This is a genomic window from Xanthomonas sp. NCPPB 2922 (genome assembly GCF_041520885.1).
In the GTDB taxonomy this organism is placed as follows: Bacteria; Pseudomonadota; Gammaproteobacteria; order Xanthomonadales; family Xanthomonadaceae; genus Xanthomonas; species Xanthomonas campestris.
Genome location: NZ_JBGOFY010000027.1, coordinates 1 through 25678, shown reverse-complemented (window position 1 = coordinate 25678; position 25678 = coordinate 1). Strand labels below are relative to the sequence as shown.

The 25678-nt window shown below is 64.5% G+C and carries 18 protein-coding genes, 1 pseudogene and 1 riboswitch; of the genes and pseudogenes, 10 read left to right on the top strand and 9 right to left on the bottom strand.

Annotated features, from left to right (window positions below):
- Positions 1 to 7 precede the first annotated feature (7 nt).
- From ACD584_RS19850 to ACD584_RS19840, 3 genes are read right to left on the bottom strand one after another with little or no spacing between them, the layout of a single operon-like run.
- Entirely contained in the window at positions 8 to 1096 is a 1089-nt protein-coding gene (locus ACD584_RS19850) for a homoserine dehydrogenase (RefSeq protein ID WP_175611599.1), read from the bottom strand.
- Entirely contained in the window at positions 1093 to 2310 is a 1218-nt protein-coding gene (locus ACD584_RS19845; RefSeq protein ID WP_070690229.1) for an O-succinylhomoserine (thiol)-lyase, read from the bottom strand. Before ACD584_RS19845 ends, ACD584_RS19850 begins: the two co-directional genes overlap by 4 nt.
- Complete coding sequence (locus ACD584_RS19840) at positions 2307 to 3338, bottom strand: homoserine O-succinyltransferase (protein WP_076036597.1); 1032 nt, start codon at positions 3336 to 3338, stop codon at positions 2307 to 2309. The genes ACD584_RS19845 and ACD584_RS19840 overlap by 4 nt, the downstream gene beginning before the upstream one ends.
- Positions 3339 to 3409: 71 nt before the next feature.
- Positions 3410 to 3530: riboswitch (SAM riboswitch) on the bottom strand.
- Positions 3531 to 3669: 139 nt separating this feature from the next.
- On the opposite strand from ACD584_RS19840, the gene ACD584_RS19835 reads away from it, so the two are divergent.
- The 4 genes and pseudogenes from ACD584_RS19835 (at position 3670) to ACD584_RS19820 (ending at position 9006) form a co-directional block, all read left to right on the top strand.
- Entirely contained in the window at positions 3670 to 4560 is an 891-nt protein-coding gene (locus tag ACD584_RS19835) for a M23 family metallopeptidase (RefSeq protein WP_076036596.1), read from the top strand.
- Between the two features lie 115 nt (positions 4561 to 4675).
- Complete coding sequence (locus ACD584_RS19830; RefSeq protein ID WP_076036595.1) at positions 4676 to 6280, top strand: peptide chain release factor 3; 1605 nt, start codon at positions 4676 to 4678, stop codon at positions 6278 to 6280.
- A gap of 75 nt (positions 6281 to 6355) precedes the next feature.
- A pseudogene (locus ACD584_RS19825) lies at positions 6356 to 6999 on the top strand (hemolysin III family protein).
- Between the two features lie 42 nt (positions 7000 to 7041).
- Positions 7042 to 9006, top strand: a complete 1965-nt coding sequence (locus ACD584_RS19820; RefSeq protein WP_372357325.1) for an AsmA family protein — start codon at positions 7042 to 7044, stop codon at positions 9004 to 9006.
- A gap of 9 nt (positions 9007 to 9015) precedes the next feature.
- Here ACD584_RS19820 and ACD584_RS19815 read toward each other — a convergent pair whose 3' ends face one another.
- Genes ACD584_RS19815 through mtgA form a run of 3 tightly spaced genes read right to left on the bottom strand, consistent with a single transcriptional unit; the run spans position 9016 to position 11199 of the window.
- A complete protein-coding gene (locus ACD584_RS19815; RefSeq protein ID WP_076037809.1) occupies positions 9016 to 9444 on the bottom strand; it encodes a CBS domain-containing protein in 429 nt (142 codons plus the stop codon).
- Complete coding sequence (locus ACD584_RS19810) at positions 9404 to 10447, bottom strand: glycosyltransferase family 2 protein (protein ID WP_076037808.1); 1044 nt, start codon at positions 10445 to 10447, stop codon at positions 9404 to 9406. The genes ACD584_RS19815 and ACD584_RS19810 overlap by 41 nt, the downstream gene beginning before the upstream one ends.
- Positions 10448 to 10458: 11 nt before the next feature.
- Entirely contained in the window at positions 10459 to 11199 is a 741-nt protein-coding gene (gene mtgA, locus ACD584_RS19805; protein WP_050912107.1) for a monofunctional biosynthetic peptidoglycan transglycosylase, read from the bottom strand.
- Between the two features lie 72 nt (positions 11200 to 11271).
- On the opposite strand from mtgA, the gene ACD584_RS19800 reads away from it, so the two are divergent.
- The 3 genes from ACD584_RS19800 (at position 11272) to ACD584_RS19790 (ending at position 16301) form a co-directional block, all read left to right on the top strand.
- Positions 11272 to 12162, top strand: a complete 891-nt coding sequence (locus ACD584_RS19800) for an Hsp33 family molecular chaperone HslO (protein ID WP_011037990.1) — start codon at positions 11272 to 11274, stop codon at positions 12160 to 12162.
- Positions 12163 to 12315: 153 nt separating this feature from the next.
- On the top strand, positions 12316 to 13149 hold the full coding sequence (locus tag ACD584_RS19795) for a hypothetical protein (protein ID WP_175611831.1): 834 nt from the start codon (positions 12316 to 12318) through the stop codon (positions 13147 to 13149).
- 242 nt (positions 13150 to 13391) lie between these two features.
- Complete coding sequence (locus tag ACD584_RS19790) at positions 13392 to 16301, top strand: TonB-dependent receptor domain-containing protein (RefSeq protein ID WP_076036592.1); 2910 nt, start codon at positions 13392 to 13394, stop codon at positions 16299 to 16301.
- A 104-nt stretch (positions 16302 to 16405) separates the two neighbouring features.
- Here ACD584_RS19790 and ACD584_RS19785 read toward each other — a convergent pair whose 3' ends face one another.
- Positions 16406 to 17014, bottom strand: coding sequence for a TetR/AcrR family transcriptional regulator (locus ACD584_RS19785; protein WP_011037993.1), 609 nt, complete (start codon positions 17012 to 17014; stop codon positions 16406 to 16408).
- 138 nt (positions 17015 to 17152) lie between these two features.
- Between ACD584_RS19785 and ACD584_RS19780 the strand changes: the two genes are divergently transcribed.
- Positions 17153 to 18076 (top strand): alpha/beta fold hydrolase, encoded by a 924-nt coding sequence (locus ACD584_RS19780; protein WP_175611596.1) that lies wholly within the window; start codon positions 17153 to 17155, stop codon positions 18074 to 18076.
- Positions 18073 to 20547, top strand: coding sequence for an acyl-CoA dehydrogenase (locus ACD584_RS19775; protein WP_076036590.1), 2475 nt, complete (start codon positions 18073 to 18075; stop codon positions 20545 to 20547). Before ACD584_RS19780 ends, ACD584_RS19775 begins: the two co-directional genes overlap by 4 nt.
- Positions 20548 to 21235: 688 nt before the next feature.
- On the opposite strand, the gene ACD584_RS19770 is transcribed toward ACD584_RS19775, so the two are convergent.
- Positions 21236 to 21589, bottom strand: a complete 354-nt coding sequence (locus ACD584_RS19770) for a DUF1304 domain-containing protein (RefSeq protein ID WP_076036589.1) — start codon at positions 21587 to 21589, stop codon at positions 21236 to 21238.
- Positions 21590 to 21645: 56 nt separating this feature from the next.
- Positions 21646 to 23010, bottom strand: coding sequence for an NTP/NDP exchange transporter (locus tag ACD584_RS19765; protein ID WP_076036588.1), 1365 nt, complete (start codon positions 23008 to 23010; stop codon positions 21646 to 21648).
- 375 nt (positions 23011 to 23385) lie between these two features.
- On the opposite strand from ACD584_RS19765, the gene ACD584_RS19760 reads away from it, so the two are divergent.
- On the top strand, positions 23386 to 24729 hold the full coding sequence (locus tag ACD584_RS19760) for a serine hydrolase (protein WP_014508534.1): 1344 nt from the start codon (positions 23386 to 23388) through the stop codon (positions 24727 to 24729).
- Positions 24730 to 25678 lie beyond the last annotated feature (949 nt).

Here is a 25678-nt window from a genome sequence, read left to right as displayed (position 1 = left end):
CGCAACCTCAGCCAGCAACGATCCGCAACACATCGTCCAGCAACGCCGCCGCGGTCACTTCGGCACCGGCGCCCGGCCCTTGAATCAACAGCGGCTGGTCGCGGTAGCGATCGCTGCTGATGGCGACACGGTTATCGGTGCCCGCGCCGCCCGCCAGCGGGTGGTCCAAAGCCAATTCGCGCAAGCCCACGCTTGCCCCATGCCCGTCTACGCGGCCGACGAACCGCAGGCAGCGGCCGGCGGCACGGGCCTGCTGCCAACGTGTCTGCACCAGCGCATCGAGCGTTTCCAGGTGCGCGTCCACCGCCTCCGGCGCCACGGACGCCAGCGCGGCAGGCACCAGCGATTCCACATGCACCTGCTCGGCTTCCAGCGGTTGCCCGGCCGCACGCGCCAGGATCAACAACTTGCGCCGCACGTCCTCACCGGAGAGATCGATGCGCGGATCGGGCTCGGTGTAGCCGGCCGCCATCGCCTCGCGGACGCACGCCGAGAACGGCGTACTGCCATCGTAGCGATGGAATAGCCATGCCAACGACCCCGACAACACCCCTTCGATCGAATGAATCTGGTCGCCGCCGGCCACCAGTGCACGCACGCTGCTGAGCAAGGGCAACCCAGCACCCACGGTGGCACTGTCGCCGTAATACGCGCCGCTGGCGTGACGCGCGGCATACAGGTCCTGCGCACGCGACAGTGCCGTGCCCTGGCCCAGCTTGTTGGCGGTCACTACATGCACGCCGCGGGTCAGCCATTCCACGTGCCAATCCGCCACCACGTCGCTGGCGGTGGCATCCACCAGCACATCGCCGGCGCGCAGCGCAGTGGTTTCTGCCCACGGCTGCAGCTCCGCACGGCCACGCGGCGCCGCGTTGGCCAGCTGCAATGCCTGCTCCGCGCCGGCACCGCAATCGTGCGCAATGCGCGAGTTGGCCAGCCAGTCAAAGCGCGGCAGGCGCAACTGACGTTGCTGCAAGGCGGTGTAGCGCGTCACGAAGGCACGCCCCACCTTGCCGGTACCCAACAGGGCGAGTCGCGGTGTGGGCGTCACGGCAGCCACCGGCGAACGGCGCGAGACAGGCAGCACGGCGCTCACGCGTCGACCTGTTTGCGCGCGACCGCACTCAACGCGGCTTCCGCACGTGCCAGGCCGGCGCGCAGATCGATCAGCAGATCCTCAGCGGATTCAATGCCCACCGACAGCCGCAACAAGCCATCGGAAATACCGGCCGCAGCGCGCGCTTCGGCGGTCATCGCCGCATGCGTCATCGAGGCCGGATGCGCGATCAGGCTTTCCACGCCGCCCAGCGATTCGGCCAGGGTGAAATAACGCAGCCCGTCGACGAACGCACGCACCGCCGCCTCACCGCCATTGAGCTCGAAGCTGATCATCGCGCCGAAGCCCTTCTGCTGGCGTGCCGCCAACGCATGGCCAGGATGCGATGCCAGCCCGGGGAAATACACCTGGTTCACTGCCGCGTGTTCGTCCAGCAGCACCGCGATCGCATCGGCGTTTTCCTGATGCACGCGCAGGCGGGCATCGAGCGTGCGCAGCCCGCGCAAGGTCAGGAACGCATCGAACGGCGAACCGGTCAGGCCCAGGGCGTTGGCCCACCACACCAGCTGTTGATGCAGCTCCGCATCACGCGCGATCACCGCGCCGCCCACCACATCGCTGTGGCCGTTGACGTACTTGGTGGTCGAATGCAGCACCAGATCGGCGCCAAATTCCAGCGGCTTTTGCAGCGCCGGCGACAGGAAGGTGTTGTCCACCACGGTCAGCGCGCCCACCTTGTGCGCGGCCTCGATGACAAAGCGCAGATCGGTGATGCGCAGCAACGGGTTGGACGGGGTTTCGATCAGTACCAGCTTGGGCGACTGCGCCAATGCATCGGCCAGCGAGCGCGGGTCGGTGAGGTCGGCGGTGATCAGGGCGAAATGGCCCTTCTTGGCCAGCGCGTTGAACAACCGCCAGCTGCCGCCGTAGGCATCGTGCGGCACCACCAGGGTGTCGCCAGGCTGCAGCAAGGCGTTGAGCACCAGGTTGATCGCACCCATGCCGGTGGAGGTGATCACTCCGCCGGCGCCGCCTTCCAGTTCGGCCAGGGCTTCGCCGAGCAGGTCGCGGGTGGGGTTGCCGCTGCGGGTGTAGTCGTATTGGCGCTTGTTGCCGAAGCCGTCGAAGGAGAAGTTCGACGACAGCACGATCGGCGGCGTCACCGCGCCGTAGGCGGTGTCCCGGTCGATTCCGGCACGGACGGCGGCGGTGGCAGCGCTACAGGGCGCGTCGGCAGGGTCACGAAAGCTCATGCGGTTTCTCCGGTCGTGCGAAGGGCAGTGGTGAGGATCGCGTCGATGCGATCGATTTCTTTGAGGAAGGCGTCGTGGCCGTAGGGCGAGCGCAGCACGCGCAAACTGCCGCGCTGGCCCAGCCCTTCGACCAGGCTGACCAGATCGGCCAGCGGCACCAGGCGGTCGCCTTCCACCGCGACCACCACCGTGGGCACGGCGACCGCGGCCGGGTCGATGCGGTGCAGGTCGATGGACTCGGACAGGCGCAGATAGGCGTTCACCGGCGTGCGCGCCACGTATTGGGCGCCAGCGGCATCCAGATAGTCTTCGGCGGCCACGCGCACGCGGCCATTGATCACTTCCGGCGGCGCATCGAAGCGCTCGCTGAATTCTTCCGGGGTGCGGTAGCTCAGCATCGCGAACTGGCGTGCCAGGGCGAGCCCGTGGTGCTCGGCGCATTGCAACTGGCCAAGCGCCACCGCGCGCCGCTGCAGGGCACGCCATGCGGCGGCATACGGATGAGCCCGATGGGCACCACTCACCGCAACCAGCGTGTGCAGCCGCGCCGCATGCCGGGTGGCGAATTGCAGGCCGACCAGGGCGCCGTAGGAATAACCGACAAAGCCGTGCAGGCGCGCGATGCCCAGCGCATCCAGCAGTGCGGCGATTGCATCGGCCTGGTCGGCGGTGTCGATCGGCGCATCCAGGCTGCCGTCTGCACCGAGAAAATCGAAGGCCAACAGTCGGCGCGACGCCGGGTCCAGCGCGCGGCCGGCACCGACCAGCCCCTCCACCCAACCTTTCTCGGGAAATACCGCGCTGGCAGCGAGATGGCGATGGGCCGAAATTCCGCCCGCCACGAACACCACCGGCGCCTGCTCCGCGCCAACCAGTTCGTAGCGCAGGCGCAGCTCGCGTTGGCCGGCGTGGCGCATCGGTAGATTGATGACGAGCTCGCCGCACACGGCAGGCGGGGCGTCGCCATCAGCGGCGGGCGTGTAGGTGTCGGCGGTGGTGAGTGGCGATGCTGTGGTCACGAGGCTCATGGCGATATCCGGGGTGGATCGGCCATCGAGCTTCGCGGGAGCTCGCGTTCGACGTGCGGAGGGCACGATTCGAACCATCTTTCGGCGGACGCGGAGGTCCCCGCAGGATTTGGCACCAAACGCGGGCGCTTGCGCGCTCCGCTGGCTGCCCCGGCATCAAAGGGCCTGTCCCTCCGCCGGTCTCGATGGTGAGGCTACGATGCCACCGCCTTTTTGCGATGTCAATCTCTTCATGCGGATGGAAAGATATATTTTCATCCGATACCACCTGGCTGTGATGGACCGCATACTTGCGCCCCTCTCGCCCGACCTCGACTGCAGTCGCTCGCCCATGCTTCGTGCCGCCGTTTCCGCCGTCATCCTGCTGTTGTGCATCCCCGCGGCACCGGTCGCCGCGCAGCAGCGCTGGCATTGGCCTGGCGCAGCGGCAGTGGGCGCAACGCCACCTGCAAGTGCGTCGCAACGCGCCGAAACCGCCGCCGCGCCGGGCCCGGCCCTGCAGCTCGAATGGCATGCACCGGTGTATCTGGCCTGGGCCGTCAATCCACTGGACGGCCCGGCCGAAGTGCGCCTGAGCGCGCCGCCCAGCGCCGACTACCGCGCCGTGCCGCAGCTTCCGTTGGTGCAGTCGCTGGGCGCGCGCGAACGGCGCCTGCTGGCCCGCGTGTACCCGGTCAGCCAGCGCAGGCCCCTGGACGGGCTCGGCCTGCGGCTGGAGGTGGTGCCCGGCGACCCGCAGGCGCAACTGCAGGAAGCGCGCTATCAACTGCCGTTCCGCGATGTGCCGATCCAGGTGGACCAGGGCTATGGCGGCCAGTACAGCCACAGCGACGATCCCAACTGGTATGCCATCGACTTCGCCCTGCCCGCCGGTACCCCGGTGCTGACCGCCCGCGACGGCGTGGTCATGGAGATCCAGCAAGGCGCCGACCAAGCCGGCCCGCATGGGCCGGACGCCGGTGGCGGCAACCTGGTGCGCCTGCTGCATGCCGACGGCAGCATGGCGATCTACGCCCATCTGGCTCCGACGGGCGTGCTGGTGCACCCCGGTCAGCGCGTGCGCAGCGGCGAGCGGCTCGGCAGCGCCGGCAGCACCGGCTTCAGCACCGCGCCGCACCTGCATTTCGCGGTGCAACGCAATGTCGGCCTGCGGCTGATCTCGCTGCCATTCCGGATGAGTGGCCCACAAGGCGAGCTTCACTTCCCCTCGCCCGCGCCCTGACGCGTGCCGCCAGCGCCAGCCAGGCTCCCTGGCCTGCCGCAGGCCGGCGCACCGAAGCCGCTATAATCATCGGCTTCCTCAGTTTCCGCAGGCGTCCGACCGGGCGCGCTCCCTCATGTCCGAAGTCTCCAACGAAGCCGCGCGCCGCCGCACCTTCGCCATTATTTCCCATCCCGACGCCGGCAAGACCACGCTGACCGAAAAGCTGCTGCTGTTCGGCGGTGCGATCCAGATGGCCGGCTCGGTGAAGGGACGCAAGGCTGCCCGCCACGCCACCTCGGACTGGATGGCGCTGGAAAAAGAGCGCGGCATCTCGGTGACCTCCTCGGTGATGCAGTTCCCGTACGAGGACAAGATCGTCAACCTGCTCGACACCCCCGGCCACGCCGACTTCGGCGAGGACACCTATCGCGTGCTGACTGCGGTGGACTCGGCGCTGATGGTGATCGACGTGGCCAAGGGCGTGGAAGAACGCACCATCAAGTTGATGGAAGTCTGCCGCCTGCGCGACACCCCCATCATGACCTTCATCAACAAGCTCGATCGCGAAGGCAAGAACCCGATCGACCTGCTGGATGAAGTGGAAACCGTGCTGGGCATCCAGTGTGCCCCGGTCACCTGGCCGATCGGCATGGGCCAGCGCCTGAAGGGCGTGGTGCATCTGATCACCGGCGAAGTGCACCTGTACGAGCAGGGCCGCAACTTCACCCGTCAGGACTCCACCATCTTTCCCTCGCTCGATGCGCCGGGCCTTGCCGAAAAGATCGGCACCCAGATGCTGGACGAACTGCGTGAGGAACTGGAACTGGTGCAAGGCGCCAGCAATCCGTTCGACCTGGATGCCTACCGCGCCGGGCAGCAGACGCCGGTGTTCTTCGGCTCGGGCGTCAACAACTTCGGCGTGCAGCCATTGCTGGATTTCTTCGTCGAGCACGCACCGCCGCCGCAGGCACGCGATACCACCGGCCGCCGCGTCGAAGCGGTCGAGCCCAAGTTGAGCGGCTTCGTGTTCAAGATTCAGGCCAACATGGACCCGCAGCACCGCGACCGCGTGGCGTTCATGCGCGTGTGCTCGGGCAAGCTCACTGCCGGCATGAAAGCGCTGCATGTGCGCAGCGGCAAGGACGTGAAGCTGGCCAACGCGCTGACCTTCATGGCCTCCGATCGCGAGATCGCCGCCGAAGCGTGGCCGGGCGATGTGATCGGCATCCACAACCACGGCACCATCTCCATCGGCGATACCTTCACCGAAGGCGAGTCGCTGTCGTTCACCGGCATTCCCAACTTCGCGCCGGAATTGTTCCGCCGCGCACGCCTGCGCGACCCGCTCAAGCTCAAGCAGTTGCAGAAGGGCCTGGCACAATTGTCCGAAGAAGGCGCCACGCAGTTCTTCCGCCCGCTGATGAGCAACGACCTGATCCTCGGCGCGGTCGGTGTGCTGCAGTTCGACGTGGTGGCCTACCGGCTCAAGGACGAGTACGGCGTGGATGCGATCTTCGAACCGGTGAGCGTCACCACCGCACGCTGGGTGCACTGCGACAACCCCAAAAAGCTCGAAGAGTTCCGCGAGAAGAACGCCGGCAATCTGGGCATCGATGCGGCCGGGCAACTGGTGTATCTCGCACCCACCCGGGTCAACCTGCAGCTGGCCCAGGAACGCGCGCCGGACGTGCGCTTTTCCGCAACGCGCGAACACGCTTACGCCACCGCGGTCGATTGACCGCCACTTGAATCGCCACAAGCCAGCGCCACCGCTGGCGATGCGATTTTTGCGCGGTTACGGTACCTTTTGGGCATGAATGCAGATGCCCCCCCTCCACCGACCTGCGCGATGAAATCGCCAGTGCGGTGACCCACGGCCTGGGCGCGATCGCCGCACTGGCCGGTGGCTCGGTCCTGATCACCCTGGCCGCGATTTACGGCGATGGCTGGCAGCTGGCCACCACCATCGTTTTCAGTGCCACGCTGATCCTGCTGTATGTCGCATCCACGCTGTTCCATGCCATCCCGCACGTGGGTGCCAAAGCCCGCCTGCAGGTGCTCGATCACTGCGCGATCTATCTGCTCATTGCAGGCACCTACACGCCGTTTATGCTGATCAACCTGCGTGGGCCATGGGGCTGGAGCCTGTTCGCTGCGATCTGGACCATCGCCGCAGCGGGCGTGATATTCAAGCTGTTTTTCACTGGCCGCTTCCGGCTGCTGTCGACCATCCTGTACCTGGCAATGGGCTGGCTGATCATCGTGGCGATCAAGCCGCTGCTGGCAGCGGTCGACACCTGGTCTCTATGCTGGCTGCTCGCCGGCGGGATCTTCTATACGTTGGGCACCTACTTCTACCAACGCGACACGCAGCGCTATTTCCACGCCATCTGGCATCTGTTCGTGCTCGCCGGCAGCGCTTGCCACTTTGTGGCGGTCACCGCGCAAATCGTGTGACCGATGGCGCGTTCGCGCGCCGTGCACGAGGCTTCGCCAACCATGGGTCGGGTGACTACCCCGACCGCTCCCATCGCCGCCCGCCCTTCTCGCCAACCACGCCGACGCCGCTGGTTGATCGGCACCGGCATCGTGCTGGCACTGATCGTGATCCTGGTGCTGGTGTTCGACTGGAACTGGTTGCGCGGCCCGGTGGAGCGCGCAGTCAGCGCCAAGACCGGGCGCGAATTCCACCTGGGCCATCTGGATGTGGATCTGGGCCGCATCGTCACCGTGCGCGGCGAACAGCTGAGCCTGGGCAACGCCGCATGGTCCAAGCGCGGCCCCATGGCGCAGATGCGCTCAGCCGAAATCGATGTCGAATTCTGGCCATTGCTGCGCGGCAAGGTCCGCCTGCCGGAGATCCGGCTAGAGCACGCCAAAGTAATACTGGAAGCCGGCGACGACACCCACCCCGGCAACTGGGTGTTCGAGACGAGCGGCGGCGATGGCACCCTGCCGCGACTGGGCCGGTTGCTGGTGCAGGACGGCCGGCTGCAGTACATCGATGCGGCCAACAAGTCTGACGTGGACGTCGCCATCAACAGCCTGGCACCACCGCGCAGCGATCAGCGCGCCGCACCGATCGGCATCGACGGCAAGGGTCGCTGGAAGGGCTATCCCTTCACGCTCAAAGGCAATACCGCCTCGCCGCTGGAGCTGAGCCAGACCGAGCACCCGTTCCGGATCGACCTGCGCGGCAGTGCCGGGGCCACCCGCACCCACGTGCGCGGCACGCTGACCAATCCGTTTCAGTTCCAGGTGTTCGACCTGCAGATGGCATTGAGCGGCCAGGACATGGAAGACCTGTATCCGCTAACCGGCGTGGCGATGCCCTCCACCCCGCCGTACACGCTGGATGGCCGCCTGCGCCGCAACGGCGATATCTGGCGCTACGAAGATTTCACCGGCAAGGCCGGCGATAGCGATCTCTCAGGCACCGCCGAAGTGGATCTGCGCAACAAGCGCCCCTTCCTGCGCGCCGATCTGGCCTCCAAACGCCTGGATTTCGACGACCTCGCCGGGTTTGTCGGCGCACCGCCCAAGACCGGCGCCAACGAATCGGCCAACGCCGAGCAAAAGAAGCAGGCAGCGCAATTGGCGGCCAACAGCCGCGTACTGCCCGACACGCCCTATGACCTGTCCAAATTGCGGGCGATGGATGCGCAGGTGCGCTGGCGCGCGCAGCGCATCAATGCACCGTCATGGCCACTGGACGACATGGATGCATCGCTGCGCTTGAAGGATGGATTGCTGCAGCTGGATCCACTCAATTTCGGCGTGGCGGGCGGCGATATCCGCTCCACCATCCGCATGGACGCACGCAACCCGGTGATTTCCACCCAACTGCAGGCCGCGATTCGCGGTATCCGCCTGGACAAGCTGTTCCCTGATGCCACCCTGGCCAAGCAGGCGTCTGGTGCGATCGGTGGCGATCTGGATCTGAAAGGACGTGGCAACTCGATCGCCACCATGCTCGGTACCGCCGACGGCTCGATCGGTGTGGGCATGGGCCGCGGTCACGTGGGCAACCTGATCATGGAACTGGCCGGCCTGGATATTGCCGAATCGCTGAAATACCTGGTCACCCGCGACCGGCAGATTCCGGTGCGCTGCATCTTCGGCGACTTCGGTGTGCGCGATGGCGTGATGCAATCGCGCGCATTGGCCTTCGACAGCACCGACACCATCATCATCGGCGAAGGCAGTATCAGCTTGAAGGACGAGCAGCTGGATCTGCTGCTGCGCCCGCGCCCGAAGGATCGCAGCATCCTCAGCCTGCGCTCGCCGCTGCGGATCGGCGGGACCTTCAAGGACCCGTCGTTCCGCCCGGATTTCAAGGCGCTGGGCGTGCGTGGCGCCATCGCGGTTGCACTGGGCAGCATCGCCCCGCCCGCTGCCCTGCTGGCGACCTTCGAACCCGGCCCCGGCAAGGACAGCGACTGCGGCGGCAAGTACGCGCAGTAACGCCTCGCCTCAGCTGGCGATGTAGCGCTGCAACTGGTCGATGTCCTGTTGCTGCGCTTCGATCACCGCCTTGACCAGATCGCCGATGGAAATCACGCCCTGCACGCGGCCGTTATCCACCACCGGCAGATGCCGGAAACGCCCATCGGTCATCAGCTGCATGCAGTGCTCGACCGAGTCTGCGGGCGACACCGTCACCACCGCGTGGCTCATGATCTCGGCCACGCTGGTGCTGGACGAGGAACGGTCCCGCAACACCACCTTGCGCGCGTAATCCCGCTCGGACACGATGCCAACCAGGCGCTCGCCCTCGATCACCAACACCGCAACGATGCCCTTGTCGGCCATCAGACGGATGGCCTCGATCACCGCGGCGTCGGCCGCGACGGAAAACACCTCAACCTGCTTCATCCCCAACAGCTGCCGTACCGTTTGCATGGCCTGCTCCGCGATTGGACTGGTCGCCCGAGAATACTCCCGCCGCGCCGCGATACGTATCGATCAGATACAGCGGCCGTTGCTTGGCCTCGTCGTACAGGCGCCCCAGGTACTCGCCGATCATGCCCAGCGCGATCAGCTGGATGCCGCCCAGGAACAGGATGATCGACATCATGGTCGGCCAGCCGGGCACCGGGTCGCCCATCAGCGCCGCCTTGACGATCACCCAGCCACCGAACCCGAACGCCACCAGCGCCGTCAGCATGCCCAGGTAGGTGGCCGCGCGCAGCGGCACGGTGGAGAAGCTGGTGATGCCGTCCAGCGCGAAATTCCACAGCCGCCACACCGTGAACTTGCTGCGCCCCGACAGGCGCGGCGCGCGCCGGTACGGCAGCGCCACCTGGCGAAATCCCACCCAGCCAAACAGCCCTTTCATGAAACGATGGCGTTCGCGCAATTGCTGCAGCGCCTGCACCACCCGAGGCGAGAGCAGCCGGAAATCACCGGTGTCGGCAGGAATCGGCGTCCGCGACAACTGCCGGATCACCCGGTAAAACGCATGTGCGGCCGCACGCTTCAACCAGCTCTCGCCCTCGCGAAACACCCGCGTGCCGAAGATGTTGTCGTACCCGGCGCGCCACAACGCGACGAACTCGGGAATGAGCTCCGGCGGATCCTGGCCATCCGCGTCCAGCAGCACCACCGCACCCGGCTGCACATGGTCCAGCCCGGCCGAGATCGCCACTTCCTTGCCGAAATTACGCGATAAGCGCACTGCACTGACCTGCGCATCGGCCTCGGTGAGCGCCTGCAGCACCTGCCAGGTGTCGTCGGTGCTGCCATCGTCGACATACAGCACGTGCGTCTGCACGCCGCTCAGGCCAGCCAGGACACCCTGCAGGCGCGGGTGCAGCAACGGGATGCTGGTCGCTTCGTTGAAGGCGGCAATCACCACGGTCAGGCGTTCCGCGGTGAGCGGAGCGTTCTGATCGGCCGGCAGCATCGCGGTCGCGCTCATGGCGCCTGCAGATAGCCGGGGCCACCCAACTGACGGGCCTGGCGCTGGATCCACGCAGTGCGGCGCTGCACATAAGCGCCGGGGCGGCGCGCGTCATAGCGCCGCGGCGATGGCAGTACCGCTGCAAGACGCGCCGATTCGGTCGGCGTCAGCCGCGACGCATCCTTGCCCCAGAATTGCCGCGCCGCCGCTTGCGCGCCGTAGATTCCGTCGCCGAATTCGGCCACGTTCACATACATCTCCAGGATGCGTTGCTTGGGCCAGAACAGCTCGATCAGCAGCGTGTACCAAGCCTCCAGCCCCTTGCGCACCCAACTGCGGCCTTGCCACAGGAACACGTTCTTGGCGACCTGCTGACTGATGGTGCTGGCGCCGCGCACGCGGCCACCGCGCGCGTTGTAGTCGCGTGCCTTCTCGATCGCCTGCAGATCGAACCCATGGTGAGACGGAAACTGCTGGTCTTCGGCGGCCACCACCGAAATCGGCAGGCTGGGCGCGATCTCGTCGAGGTCGCGCCACTGATGGTGCAGCGAGAACCCCGCCTCGCCCTCGCCCCAGGCCTCCAGGTAGCGGCCCACCATCACCGTGCTGATGGGCGGGTCGATGATGCGCAGCGCCAACACCTGCAGCACGCTCGCTGCAGCAAACAGCAATGGTGCCGCCAGCATCCAGCGCAGCCAACGCCGCGCCCGACGCGGTGGCCTGGCCTGCTTGTCATCCAATCCGTCCGTCCCCATTGTTCGCTACGACCTTCATCCCGATGCCTGCCGCATTATCCGGCACTGGCGTCCCTTACGTCCGACGCTCCCATGACCGATCACGATCAGCTTTCCCGTTTCCTGTTGCCTGCCGCCGGCGTGCGTGGCGTGCATGTGCGTCTGACCCAGGCCTGGCGCGACATCCAGGGCGCTGCCCACTACCCGCCATTTGCACGCCAGTTGCTTGGCGAAGCCGCAGTCGCGTCCGCGCTGTTCACCGGCCACACCAAGGTGGACGGCCGGCTGTCGGTACAACTGCGCGGCAATGACCGCCTGCGCACGCTGTTTGCCGAATGCACCGCCGCCGGCACCTTGCGCGGCATCGTCCAGATCGCCGACGGTGCCGATGCGCCCACCGATCTGCGCGAGCTCGGCGACGATGCCCTGCTGGCCATCACCATCGAGAACCCCGGCCTGGACCCGCGCGAACCACAGCGCTACCAGAGCCTGGTGGGCATGCAGGCGCCGGATCTGGCCGAAGCCTTCGAAACCTACTTCCTGCAATCCGAGCAGCTACCCACCCGCCTGCTGCTGGCCGCCGGCCCAGACCAGGCTGCTGGCCTGCTGCTGCAAAAGCTGCCCGGCGACGAAGGCGACACCGACGGCTGGACCCGCGTCGGCGCCCTGTTCGACACCCTGGGCGCCCCGGAACTGCTTTCGGTCGCCGGTGAAGACCTGCTGCATCGTCTATTCCATGAAGAAGCGCCCGAATTGGTGGGCAACAAGGCGCTAAGCTTCGGCTGTTCCTGCTCACGCGAGCGCGTCGCCGCCATGCTGCAGTCGCTGGGCGAAGACGAAGCGCGCGCGGCAGCGGAGCCGACTGGGGAAGTCGAGGTGCGGTGCGAGTTCTGCGGGCGTGAGTATCACTTCCCGTTGACCGAGCTGGACGTACTTTTCAGCGAGGCGCAGCCATCGCAGGATGCGCCAGAACGGTTGCAGTAGAGCATCTGGCAAGCGACGTTCTGGGGAGAGCGAGGACTTGTTAAATATTCATAAACACCCTAGCATCCTCACTGCCCGCTATCGGGAACTTAACACCTGCCTCTGGGTCTGAACTCTGGTATGCGACACCTTCTGCGCCTTCCGCTCGCTCTCTTGGTTGCCTTCGCGGCAGCCAGCGGCGTGCACGCGCAGTCGGCAGCCCAGATCCGTGAAAGCACCATCTTGCCGGTATGGAACAAGGGCAGCGGCAAGGTCGAAGCCTTCCTCTATCTGGAACCGACCGGCGAGCAGAAGGCCGGCGCGCGCTGGCATTTCGGGCGTAATTCGCTCGATGCCGCGTTCGGCCTGACCTCCGGCGATTCGCTCGGCCTGCTGTGCAACAGCAGCCGCGGCACCAATATCAGCGGCCTTGCCAGCCATTGCCTGCTCGCAGGTATCGGCGATGACGAAGAAGACAGCGCGGCCGCTTCGCGCCGTGTGTCTGCCACGCTGGGCTTCAACCGCAACGGCGCACGCGCCGGCGTAACCGCGGGAACCGGCCGCGACACCCTGCCCTCCTGGCTGATCGGTGCCGGCAAGGCCCCACTGACCCGTGTGGAGCAGAACGATCTCACCGTCTTCGGCCAGAAGAACATCGGCCGCGAAGGCTTCGTGTCCATCGGTGGCACCTACGCCCGCGCCCGCCTGGTGCCGCTGGCCGACGTCTCGCCGGCCATTGCCGACCAATGGGACAGCAAGACTCTGAGCGTCGGCGGCGGCTACGGCGCCTTCAGCGCCAATGTCATCGGGCGCGTGGTCGACGTCCCCGGCCAGCCGGAAAAGTGGGAAGGCCTGGGCCTGGGCCTGACCTGGCGCACCCCCTGGAGCGGCCAGCTCACGGTCGGCGCGGAGAACGTCATTTCCCGCGGCAAGAACCCGTTTGCCCCGAACAATGAGAGCAACAGCGACGGGACCATCCCGTACGTCAGGTACGAGCAAGACCTGTAAGCCTCTGATTCGAAAAAATAATTTAGCAACGCCACCGGTCACCAGCCGGTGGCGTTTTGCGTTGTGGCCGACCGTTCGTCGCCCGATTTCACGTCTTTCTTCTTTTTCATTAACGGGACTTTAATTCCTGACGCAACGCATATACCATCGGTTCACCCTGACGTTTTGGATCCGCTTCTTCGGATCCCCCGCCGGGCCAACAAACCCTTGGCAGTACCCAAGATCACTTGGAGAGAGAGCTAATGAATTTCAAGTCCAACAAGCTGCGCGATGCGGTTGTCTTCGCGCTCGTTCTGGGCGCAGGTAACGCTGCGTTGTCTTCGACCGCCGTAGCGCAAAGCAAGACCGCCGATGAAGCAGCGACGCTCGACACCATTACTGTCACCGGCAGCCGCATCTCCACGCCTGGCCTGACCACCAGCAGCCCGGTCACCAGTATCGAACGCGAAGACTTCATGCGTACGCAGCCCGTCGCAGTTGAAGAATTCGTCAAGCAGTTGCCGAGCGTCTCCCCGACGGTTGGCCCCGGCACCAACAACGGTGCAACAGGTGCGGCCGAACTCGATTTGCGTGGTCTTGGCTCGAATCGCACCTTGGTGCTTGTCGATGGCCGCCGCCCTGTTCCTTACGATCTTTCCGGCGTTGTTGACACCAACACGATCCCGGTTGCGCTCATCCAGAGTGTCGATCTGCTGACCGGTGGTGCATCGGTGGTTTACGGTGCTGACGCCATTGCTGGTGTGGCCAACTTCATCCTGCGCCGCGATTTCGAGGGCGTTGAAGTTCAGAGCTCGTACGGCCAGTCCAAGTATGGCGATGGCGCACGTCAGCGCATCGAAGCCACAATGGGCGCCAACTCTTCGGATGGTAAAGGCAACGTCGTTTTCAGCGTTGGCCATACCAAGGTTGACCCCGTGTTTCAGGGTGACCGGGCTTGGGGCCAAGTATCGCGTTCTTCCGGTAGCGGCAACCCGCAGGGATCGGGCACGACGGTTCCCTCGCTCATCGCGGGACCTCCCGGTGTCTGGGGAACGCCTGGCGATGACGGCACCCTCGATGGCAGAGGCCAGATTGATCCAGCAACGGGTCTGATTGTCAGCGACATCCAGACCTATAATTTCAATCCGGTTAATCTCTTCCAGACCGGGCTTGATCGTTATCAAGCAACCGCCCTGGGCCGTTACGAGATCAATGAGCATGCGGAAGCCTACGGACAGGTGAACTACACCCGCTCGCGCGTGGAAGCATCGTTGGCGCCCACTGGCCTGTTCCAAGAAGCATTCGATATGCCGATCGGCAATCCGCTGATTCCCGAGCCGGCTCGTCAACAGCTTTGTCAGGCCTATGGCATCGACGCGGCCAACTGTGTCCCGGGCAACGCCACGATGATTGAAGGCCTGACGATCGGGCGTCGCTTGACCGAACTGGGTCCACGCATCAATCGCTTCGACACCAAGACCTTCCAGGTAACCGCAGGCCTGCGTGGCGCGATTACGGACAACTGGAAGTACGACGCATTCTGGTCGCATGGTGAATCTGAGCGTTTGTCCGAATCACGCAACTGGGGATCGCTTTCCAAGACGCGCCAAGCGTTGATGTCGCTTGATGGCACGACCTGTATCGACCCCAGCAACGGCTGTGTACCGCTCAATATTTGGGGTGCCGAAGGTTCTGCTTCGCCCGAAGCGATCAACTTCGTCAATTTGAGTGCGTTCTCTGTCCAGAACGTCGAGCAAGACAACGCGGCCTTGAACTTTTCTGGTGACCTGGGTGGATTCAAGAGCCCTTGGTCCGACTATCCGATCGGCGTTGCTGTAGGCGCAGAACATCGTCGTGCAACTGCCGCTACGCGCTCTGACGGCCCGACGCAGATCCAAGGCGAAGTCATGGGTACCGGTGCTCCTGTTCCGGATCGCCAAGGTGGCTTCACGATCAATGAAGCGTTCGGTGAATTCATCGTCCCGCTTGTTGATAACGCACCAGGCTTCTATGCGCTATCGCTGGAGGCGGGCTATCGGTATTCCGACTTCTCGACCAACGCTGGTACTGGCGACAAATACGGCAGCTTCAAGTACGGGCTCAACTGGGCACCGATCGAAAGCCTCCGCTTCCGCGGCATGTTCCAGCGCGCAAACCGTGCACCGGGCATTGGTGAATTGTTTGCACCGCAGGTGACGGGTTTGGGCAATCTCGACACGGATCCGTGTGCGGGTGGCGCAATCAATGCGGGGCAGGCAAACACGCCTGGGACATTGTCCAATCTCTGCGTCCAGACAGGTGTTCCAGCCGGCTCCGCAGGACTCGTTGCACAGCCAAATGCTGGTCAGGTCAACATCCTCAGTGGTGGTAATCCGCTGTTGACGCCGGAGCAGGCGGATACGCAGACAATCGGCCTGGTATGGAATCCCACCTCTGACTTCGCAATGACGCTGGATTATTGGAAGATCGAGATGGAGAAGACCATCTCCTCGCAGAGCGTTGACGACGTAATTTCCGGCTGCTACGACCCCGCGCTGAACCCGGGCCTGGCGTTTAATGGCAACTGCGCACTGGTTGGCCGGTCGCCGCTGACGGGCACCTTCAACGGTACGACGTCTCCTGGCATCTCGCTGATCCTGAGCAACCAGGGCACACTGAAAACCGACGGCTTCGATCTTGGTCTTAAGTACGGTTTTGATTTGCCGGGCACGCTGGGCCGCCTGAATCTGGCGTATGACGCAACACTCGTGACGACGTTGGAATCGCAGGCGACGCCAGAGTCCGAAAACCGCGATTGCCTCGGCCACTACAGCGTCAGCTGCACACCCAACTCGAAGTACCGTTCGATCCTGCGTTCCAGCTGGTCTTACAACGATCTTTCCGTCTCGCTGGCTTGGCGCTACAGCAGCAAGATGGAAGTGGAGCCCAATACCGGCACCTGGTTTGCTAGCTACAGCGAGATTCCCTCGTATAGCTACTTCGACTTCGGCGTTAACTACAAGCTGCCGTTCAACGCAGAGGTTAATCTGTCGGTGGCCAACCTTATGGACAAGAAGGCGCCAGTGGTCGGAAACACGATTGGCGACACCACAGAGAACAGCGGCAACACGTTCCCCAACTTCTACGACGCCATTGGTCGTTTCTATACGCTGGGTGTGACGTTCTCGTTCTAAGCGTCTGAGTCTGTTGTGTAGAAGGCGGGCCGGTTATCCGGCCCGCTTTTTTTGTCCTGCATTTCAGGCTTGTGGCCTGCGCAAGAAGCAGTTCAGCCTTTCGCCTACCCCGGAATCAACGTCTGAATCACATGCTCGACGTAGGCTTCGAAATCTTCGCGGGCCTGCTTGGGTTGCTGCAGTTGCAGCGAGAGCTGCAGGAAGCCGACGTAGGCAGCGTAGGCCAGGCGGGCGCGGTGTTGGGCGTCGGTGCGGCTGAGGCCGGCTTGGCGGAACGAGGCGATCAGGTAGTCGAGGCGGCGCTGCGAGACACGGTCGATGACCGGGCGTACTGCGGGGTGATCCAGCGCCTTGAGCAACTCGCTGTAGATCACATGCGGCTTGACCTCGTGCGCAACCAGCTGGAACAGCGCGCGCAGGCGAGCGCTTGGATCGGGCACGTCTTCCAGGCTGCCGAACACTTCCTTCTGTTCGAAGATTTCCCAGCGTTCGAGTGCGGCCTGCAAGAGTGCGTCGCGCGAGGGGAAGTGCCAGTAGAAGCTGCCCTTGGTGACGCCCAGACGGCGCGCCAGCGGTTCCACCGCAACGGCGCCAACGCCTTGTTCGGCAATCAGATCCAGCGCAGCCTGCGCCCAATCGTCGGCGCTGAGGCGATTGCCGCGGCCGGAACTGGCGCGGGGAGTGGCAGGGCTGGATTCGGTGATGTCGTTCATTGTGACGATTTAACCATACGCTCGGGTCGGTTGCAGTATGCGCCATCTGCCGATAGCGCAAAGCGCGGCAATTCAACGGTTTAACCGTCCATACCAGGGAGTATTGACATCACCCGGGCGGGATCCATACCATTAGGTATGGTCAGCCATCCCTCTAGCCTCGCCGAGACTGCATCCCTTGCTCGCATCAGCGTGGGAGATGCGTCGTTGGCGGTTTCGCGGCGTGGTGCTGGCAATGCGCCCACCGTGTTACTGGCGCATGGATTCGGGCAGACACGTCATGCCTGGGAAGCGACGGCCACGGCACTGGCGGAGGCCGGCTATCAGGCGCTGTCGTTCGACGCGCGTGGGCATGGCGACTCCAGTATCAATCCTGCGTCCCTGCCCTATTCGGCGGCGCAATTTACCGATGACCTGATCGTGCTGGCGGGTGAGTTGCCCGAGCCACCGGTGCTGGTAGCTGCGTCGATGGGCGGGCTGTTCGGCCTGCTGGCCGAAGCGCGTTGGCCGGGCTTGTTTCGCGCGATCGTGCTGGTGGACATCACGCCACGCTGGGATACCACCGGCATGGAGCGCATCCTGTGCTTCATGACCGCGCATCCGCAGGGGTTTGCATCGCTGGATGCGGCTGCCGATGCAATTGCCGCATATCTGCCGCAGCGCCCGCGTAAGAGTGCCGCGCAACTGCAGTTGCTGCTGCGCCAGCGCAGCGACGGGCAATGGCATTGGCATTGGGATCCGCGCCTGGTCAGCGAACTGGCGGGCCAGGATAGCCAGGCGCAGCAACAGGCACTGATGGAGGCTGCCGCACAGGTACGGTGCCCGATGCTGCTGATCAGCGGCGGACGCAGCGATCTGGTCACGCCGCAAACCATCACTGAATTCCTGTCGATCGCCCCGCATGCGCAGCACGTGCAACTGCTGCACGCCACGCACATGCTGGCCGGCGACGACAACACCACGTTTACCGCCACCGTGTTGCATTATCTGGACGCACTTCCCTCGGTTGGCATCAGCACCGCGTCCAACATTACCGAGCATGTCACTGGAGCAAGACCATGAGCATCGTTGCACCGTTCCTCCTCGTCATCCTGGCGGCGGGCATCGCTGCCTATCACCGCATGCGCCTTGCCACGTGGGTCGCGCTGAGCGCCTGCGTGCTGGTGGCGTGCTGGCTGTTGGGGGGCAACCTCACCGCCACCATCGTTGCAGCCGCGCTGGTCGTGCTGATTGCAGCGCCGGTTTTGTTGCCGTTCCTGCGCAAGCCACTGCTGACCACGCCGTTGATGGCGTTCTTCCGCAAGGTGCTGCCGCCGCTCTCGCAGACCGAGCGCATTGCGCTGGAAACCGGCTCGGTCGGTTTCGAGGGCGAGCTGTTCACCGGTGATCCGGACTGGCAGAAGTTGCTCAACTATCCCAAGCCGCAGTTGACCGCCGAAGAGCAGGCGTTCCTGGATGGCCCGGTGGAAGAGCTGTGCAAGATGGTCAACGACTGGGAAATCACCCATGTCCACGCTGACCTGCCGCCGGAGCTGTGGGATTACATCAAGAAGCACAAGTTCTTCGGCATGATCATTCCGAAGCAATACGGCGGCTTGGGTTTCAGTGCGCTGGCGCACCACAAGGTGATCCAGAAGCTGTCGTCGATCTCCAGCGTGGTCAGTTCCACCGTCGGTGTGCCGAACTCGCTCGGGCCGGGTGAGCTGCTGCTGCATTACGGCACGCCGGAACAGAAAGATTATTACCTGCCCCGTCTGGCGGTGGGTGCCGAGGTGCCGTGCTTCGGCCTGACGGGCCCGTTCGCAGGCTCCGATGCCACGTCGATTCCGGATTACGGCATCGTCTGCAAGGGCGAGTGGAACGGCGCCAACGTGCTCGGCGTCAAGCTCACCTTCGACAAGCGTTACATCACCCTGGCGCCGGTTGCGTCGCTGATCGGTCTGGCGTTCCGCGCCTATGACCCGGACGGCCTGATCGGCGACAAAAAAGACATCGGCATCACCCTGGCACTGCTGCCGCGCGACACCCCAGGGGTGGAGATCGGCCGCCGCCACTTCCCGTTGAATTCGCCGTTCCAGAATGGCCCGATCCATGGCGAAGAAGTGTTCATTCCGCTGAGCCAGTTGATCGGCGGCGTGGAGATGGTCGGCAAGGGCTGGAACATGCTCAACGAGTGCCTGGCCGTGGGCCGCTCGATCACCCTGCCCTCCACCGCCAGTGGCGGTGGCAAGTACGCTGCAGTGGTGACCGGTGCGTACGCACGCATCCGCAAGCAGTTCGGCCTGTCGGTTGGCCGTTTCGAGGGCGTGGAAGAAGCGCTGGCGCGTATCGGCGGCAAGGCGTATGCGATTAGCGCACTGGCGCAGGCCACTGCCGCAGCGGTTGATCGTGGCGATGTACCGTCGGTGCCGTCGGCGATTGCCAAGTACCACTGCACCACCATGGGCCGCGAAGTGGTAAGCGACATGATGGATGTGATCGGCGGCAAGGGCATCATCCTGGGGCCGCGCAACTTCGCCGGCCGCGCCTGGCAGGCCGCACCGATCGGTGTGACCGTGGAAGGCGCCAACATCATGACCCGCAGCCTGCTGATCTTCGGCCAGGGCGCGATCCTGTGCCATCCGTGGGTGATGAAGGAAATGAAGGCGGCGCAGGATCCGGATACGCGTCGCGGCCTGGAAGAGTTCGACCAGAGCCTGTTCGGCCATATCCGCTTCGGTATCTCCAACGCCGTGCGCTCGTTCTGGTTCGGCCTGACCGGTGCGCGCATCGGTGCGGCGCCGGGCGATGCGTACACGCGTCGGTTCTTCCGCAAGCTGGATCGTTATTCGGCCAACCTGGCCTTGATGGCCGACGTGTCGATGCTGATGCTGGGCGGCAAGTTGAAGTTCAAGGAGTCGCTGTCCGGTCGCCTGGGCGATGTGCTGAGCCATATCTACATGACCAGCGCGATGCTCAAGCGGTATCACGACGAAGGCGCACCGGCGACCGACCAGCCGCTGCTGGCCTGGGCCTTCCACGACAGCGTGCACAAGATCGAAACCGCGCTGTCGGCGGCACTGCGTAACTTCCCGATCCGCCCGGTGGGCTGGCTGATGTGGGTGCTGATCTTCCCGCTGGGCCGCCGTGCCGAAGCACCGGGCGACCGCCTGGGCCATCGTGTGGCATCGATCCTGATGGCACCTAACGAAGCACGCGATCGCTTGGCACAGGGCGTCTTCCTCACACCATGCGCCAACAATCCGGGCGGCCGTATCGCCAGCTACCTGACCAAGGCCGTGATGGCCGAGCCGGTGGAACGCAAGTTCCTGAAGGCGCTCAAGACCAAGGGTATCGAGGCGTTGGATTTCCCGGCGCAGCTGGACGAAGCCGTGGCCGAGGGCGTGCTCACCCTGGACGAGCGCAAGCTGCTGGAAGAGCTGCGCGAGATCATGATGGACACGATCACCGTGGACGATTTCGATCCGCACGAACTGCGCGCGGCCAGCTTCTACGACAAGCCGCAGGCACAGCAGCCGCGCGAAGCCGCGTAAGGGCAGCAACGAGGAACAAGCACAACGGCGAGCTCAGGCTCGCCGTTGTTGTTTCTGGCGCTTGACCCGTGAGCGCAGGCGAACGTGCCGTTGTCAGCGAGTGGATGGTCATGCCGACTGATCCGGCAGCGTTGATGAGAAGGGGATGAGCGACTCGTCGCGCAGCGTCTTTGCAACGGCGGGCTCAGGCTGGCCGTTGCTGTTCTGAGGTGGCAAATGCGCACTGGCGAATGTGCAAAACGCTGTAGGCATCGCGTGGAGCGATTGCGCCGATGGGTCCGGCCGCGTTTTGTCTCAGAGAGATGCAGGCTTGTTGCACAGCGTCTCTGCGAGCGGATTGTGCTTCGCCACTGTTGTCTCTGGAGCCTGGCGAACGAGTGCTTGCCGCGCGCAAGAGAGCAATCGTCATTGCACCTGCACTACTGCGCTGATTGGCCTGGCTGTGCATCGCTGCGGAGGTCACTTGGCACCCTGCACAATCTCGTTCGGCGCAACGGGAGGTGATCTCTTTCCACTTCTAGCGCTGGCGTCGCCAGGCAGCAGCACAGCGCCCTACCCGAGCGCCAACGGAAGACACGCTGGAACGCGCCCAACAAACCGACGATGCGCTGCCAAACTCCCGCCTAACGTGCCCTGCACGCCGGTTGCAGCGCGTCGGCCGCTCACCGCTACCAAAGCAATAGCGACTTCAACCCGGTAACCACAGCAGTGCCAATGCAATCAGCGCCGGCAACGCCTGCACGAAGAAGATGCGGCGATTGACGCTGTAGGCCCCGTAGCAGCCCGCCACCACCACACAGCCCAGGAAGAAGCCCAGCACGTCGATGCGGGCCTGCAGCGCGCCCCAGAACAGGCCGGCGGCAAGGAAGCCGTTGTAGAGCCCCTGATTGGCCGCGAGCACGCGGGTGGCCTGTGCCTTCTCCGGCGTGTTGCGGAAGGTCTTCAGGCCCAGTGGGCGCGTCCACAGCACCATCTCCAGGACCAGGATGTAGACGTGCAGCAGCGCAACACACAGGCCGGCAACGATGGCAAACATGGACATAGGGACTGGCTCGATCAAGGTAGGCGCCAGCATAGCGGCGATGACTGGCGTGCGGCTTACTCGCGCGCGCGTCCTGATGCCGCATCGCGTTCGGCGGGGAGCTTGCGTGCCTCATGCAGCACGCCCAGGGCGCCTACCGTCATGCCGCATGCGATCAACACGCCCACACCGAAGACGACACTGGAACCGAACGCCGACACCACCTTGTGGATCCACACAACGCTCAGATCGCCGCCGCGGTAGACCACGGTGTCGATCGCGGCCCCGGCCTTGTAGCGCCATTCGCGATCGACGCGCGTGTATAGCGTCTCGCGCGCCGGCTTGGCCAGGGCAAACTCGCTGGAACGGGTCACCACCTGCACGATCGCCAGCATCATGGGCAACGGTGAGGCAGACAACACGGCGAATCCGAAGATGATCGCCGCGCCAGGAATCAGCAGCGCGGGTGCAATGCCGAAGCGCGACAACAGGGCGCGCGTGACCAGTAACTGCAGGATCAGCGTGAGCGCATTGACCGCCAGATCGATGTTGGCGTAGTAGGCGGTGCTCGCTGCCGCATCGGTATACAGGCGCCGCACCAGCGCGGCCTGCTCGTTGTACAGCAGCGTGCCAACGCCCACACCAAACACCACCATGACCGCGAGCCAGCGCAGCAGCGGCTCGCGCACGATCAGCTTCAGCCCGCCCAACACGTCGCCGCCCATCGGCACTTCGCCGGAGGTCACCTGGCGCTCCTGCTCGCGTGCGACCGCCCACAGGCGCAGGCGCAACAGGCACACCAAGCACATCCCCAGAAAGCCGGCCGACACCAGCATCAAGTGCGCAATGCCGATCCGCTCCACCAGGGTGCGGGTGAGGATCGGCCCCAGGAACGCGCCGATGGTGCCGGCCGCACCGATATAGCCGTAATAGCTGCGCGCCTCCGCATTGCTGAAGACATCGGCCATGAAGCTCCAGAACACCGCCACGGCGAACAGGTTGAACACCGCCGTCCACAGAAAGAACGCCATTCCGCGCCCGGGAACACCGGTGTCGAACAGCACATAGAACAGCAGCAGCGTGGCGATAAAGAAGCCGTATACCACCGGCAGAAACACACGGCGCGGGTAGCGGCTCACCAGCGCCCCGTAGATCGGTTGCAGGAGCAGGGTGATCAAAAAGGTGCAGGTAAACAGCACCTGCAAGGTGAAGTCCTTCAGCGGCATGCCGTGTGCACCGAAGAACGCAATCATGCCGGCCGGAAAGATTGCCGCCACATCCGCCGATGCACCCATCGCTTCGCGCACCGGGCGCAGCACGTAGTAGCCACTGAGCAGGCAGAAGAAGTACAGGAACGACCACGCCAACGGCGGAGAACTGCGCAAAGCACCCGCCAGGTGGGCCACCGATGGACGCGAAGATGACTGGCCGTTCATCGGCATGACAACGTTCGGTGCGGCGAACTCGACAACAAGACCATGGCAACGCAGCGCCCGCAGGAAAGCGCGCAAGTTAGCCGATGCACGCGTTCGCAGCCAGCGGCGCCAAGCACTTGCGCGGTTTTAACGGTCCTGGCGAGGCCTGCCCGGCACCTGGGCACGCGGCTTGCAGCTGCCTGATCGTGGTGTCTGCATGCCCGCCCAGGCGCGCTGCATGCGGGGTTTTTCACAAGCAGAATCATCAATAGGATCAATACGATGCCCATTCATCTTCCGGCAGTTTGTGCTATTGCAAAGCGCGGCGCTAGAATCGCCGGAGGCAGTGGAACAGGCGGGAACACCATGACAGAAATACGCAGGCGCCGACGGTTCCGTCCGTTGGCCGTTGGGCTGTTCGGGGCATTGCTGCCTCTGGCGCTTTCTTCCACCGCGCAGACCCCTGCCCTGACTGCCAATAGCTTGCAGCCGGCGACCGCCGCGCAGTCGCCCACGGCTCCGTTGCCTTACCGCACGTCGCTGCCTGCCAGCAGCGTGCTGGCGCCTGCCGCCGGCTTCGATGTGCCTTCGTTCGAGTCGATGGCCGACCAGCTCACCTACGGCAACCGCGTACCTGGCATGGCGATGGCCATCGTGCAGGGCGGCAAGGTGCTCAGCGCGCGCGGCTATGGCGTCACCGACGTCAATCATCCGCAGCCTGTCGACGGCCACACCGTGTTCCGGCTGGCGTCGTTGTCCAAGGCCTTTGCCGGCACCATGGCCGGGCTGCTGGTCAACGACGGCGTGCTGCGCTGGGACAGCAAGGTGGTGGATTACGTCCCCGGCTTCCAGCTCAGTGACTCCACTGCCACCCGTCAGCTCACCGTGGCCGAAGTCCTCAGCCACCGCGTCGGCCTGACCCGCAACGCCTACGACCGCGACATTGAATCCAACGCCGACTACTACTCGCTCAGCCACAAGCTGGCAGCCGCGCCACTGCGCTGCGCGCCTGGCGATTGCTATGCCTACCAGAACGTCGCCTTCAGCCTGGTCGGTGATGTGGTGTTCGCGGCCTCGGGCAGCTTCTATGAGCAATCGGTGGAGCGCCGCATCTTCAAACCGCTGGGCATGAACGATGCCAGCATGGGCCTGGCCGGTATCCAGGCCAGCCCGCATTGGGCACGCCCGCATGTGCGCAGCCGCAATGGCTGGGTGTCGCTGACGCCCAAGCCGACCTACTACCGCCTGGCACCGGCTGCCGGCGTCAATGCCAGCGCCAGCGACATGGCGCAGTGGCTGCTGGCCCACACCGGGCATCGCACCGACGTGCTGCCTGCACCGCTACTGGCGACATTGCACGCACCGCTGATCTCCACACCGGGCGAAATGCGCTCGGGCTGGCGTCATGAGCGCGTGGATGCGGCCAGCTATGCACTAGGCTGGCGCGTGTTCGACTACGCCGGGCATCAGGTGATCTTCCACGCCGGCGCCGTGCAGGGCTATCGCGGCCTGGTGGCGTTGCTGCCCGAACGCGACCTCGGCATTGCCATCATGTGGAACGGCGAAAGCGGCCTGCCCTCGGGCATGCTGCCGACCATCCTCGACCGCGCCCTTGGCCTGCCGGCCAAGCGCTGGCTGGATATCGATGTGGACGGCGACTTCGGCAGCGAGAACATGCTGGCCGAGCGCCCCGATCCGGCCGGCAAGGGCGCCTCTTCCGGCAAGTCGGTGGCATCGCCGCGCTGACCCTGGTGGCTGGATAACGCATAGATCGAAAGGCGGCTTCGGCCGCCTTTTTTGTTGCCTTGCTGGGAGGCGGTGCGATGGATTCGGGCAGCCGATCGTTGGTGCGTGGATTGGCGGGCCTGCGCCCGAGCCTGCGGCTGGTGCGTGAGTGCGTGAGTGCGTGAGATGCGATGACACCCATGCCAACTGAAGTTGCCGATGGCAGGTGAGATGCCGTTTCGCTATGCATGCTTGCTAGCCGCGCTTGCCTCGACGTTATCCGACCCACAGGGCCATGACGCGGACGAAGTGCAGGCCACACACGGCAGCACCGTGGGCCAGCTCGACGACAATGAGCTGCTCTAGCTCTACTGCGCTAGCGCGGGTTGTCCGGCGCAGCACGCGGCTGAGCGGCCTCCCGGGCACACATGAGGCGGAAGCAACACGTGGCTCGTCGCTGTATTTACGTACCAGGTAACCCGCAAGCGCTCAGTGCCTTTGCACTCGACCAAGCGAGCCTGCGCCACTGATGGCGTGGTGATCGGCACGCTCTGTGCCGGCTGGCCACTAGCAGCGAGCTTCCGAAGCTCATGTTGGCCTGCCACTGGCAGATAGCTCCCAAAGCTCGTACCGGCTGACCACTGGCAGACAGATGACGAGGCTTGTGTCGGTTGACCTTTGGCGGACAGATTCCGGGGTTGGTGATAGACAGCCACTGACGGGCAGACCCCGAAGCTCGTGTCGCTGCGAACAGATTCCGCGTTTGATGATGGAAGGGAAATGGCGATGGCAGGCAGGTAGCGGCAGGGTCACCGCCATCTGCAGGCGGTTATGCACATTGAGGCGCTTCGAAAACGATGCCGGTAATGCAATCGGCGGATCGACCCGGGGGATCTGCAACGACTGCAAGGAAGTCGCTGGCGTGGTGGTCAACTGAGCTGAAGATCGGTTGCTGCAACTACAGCTATGA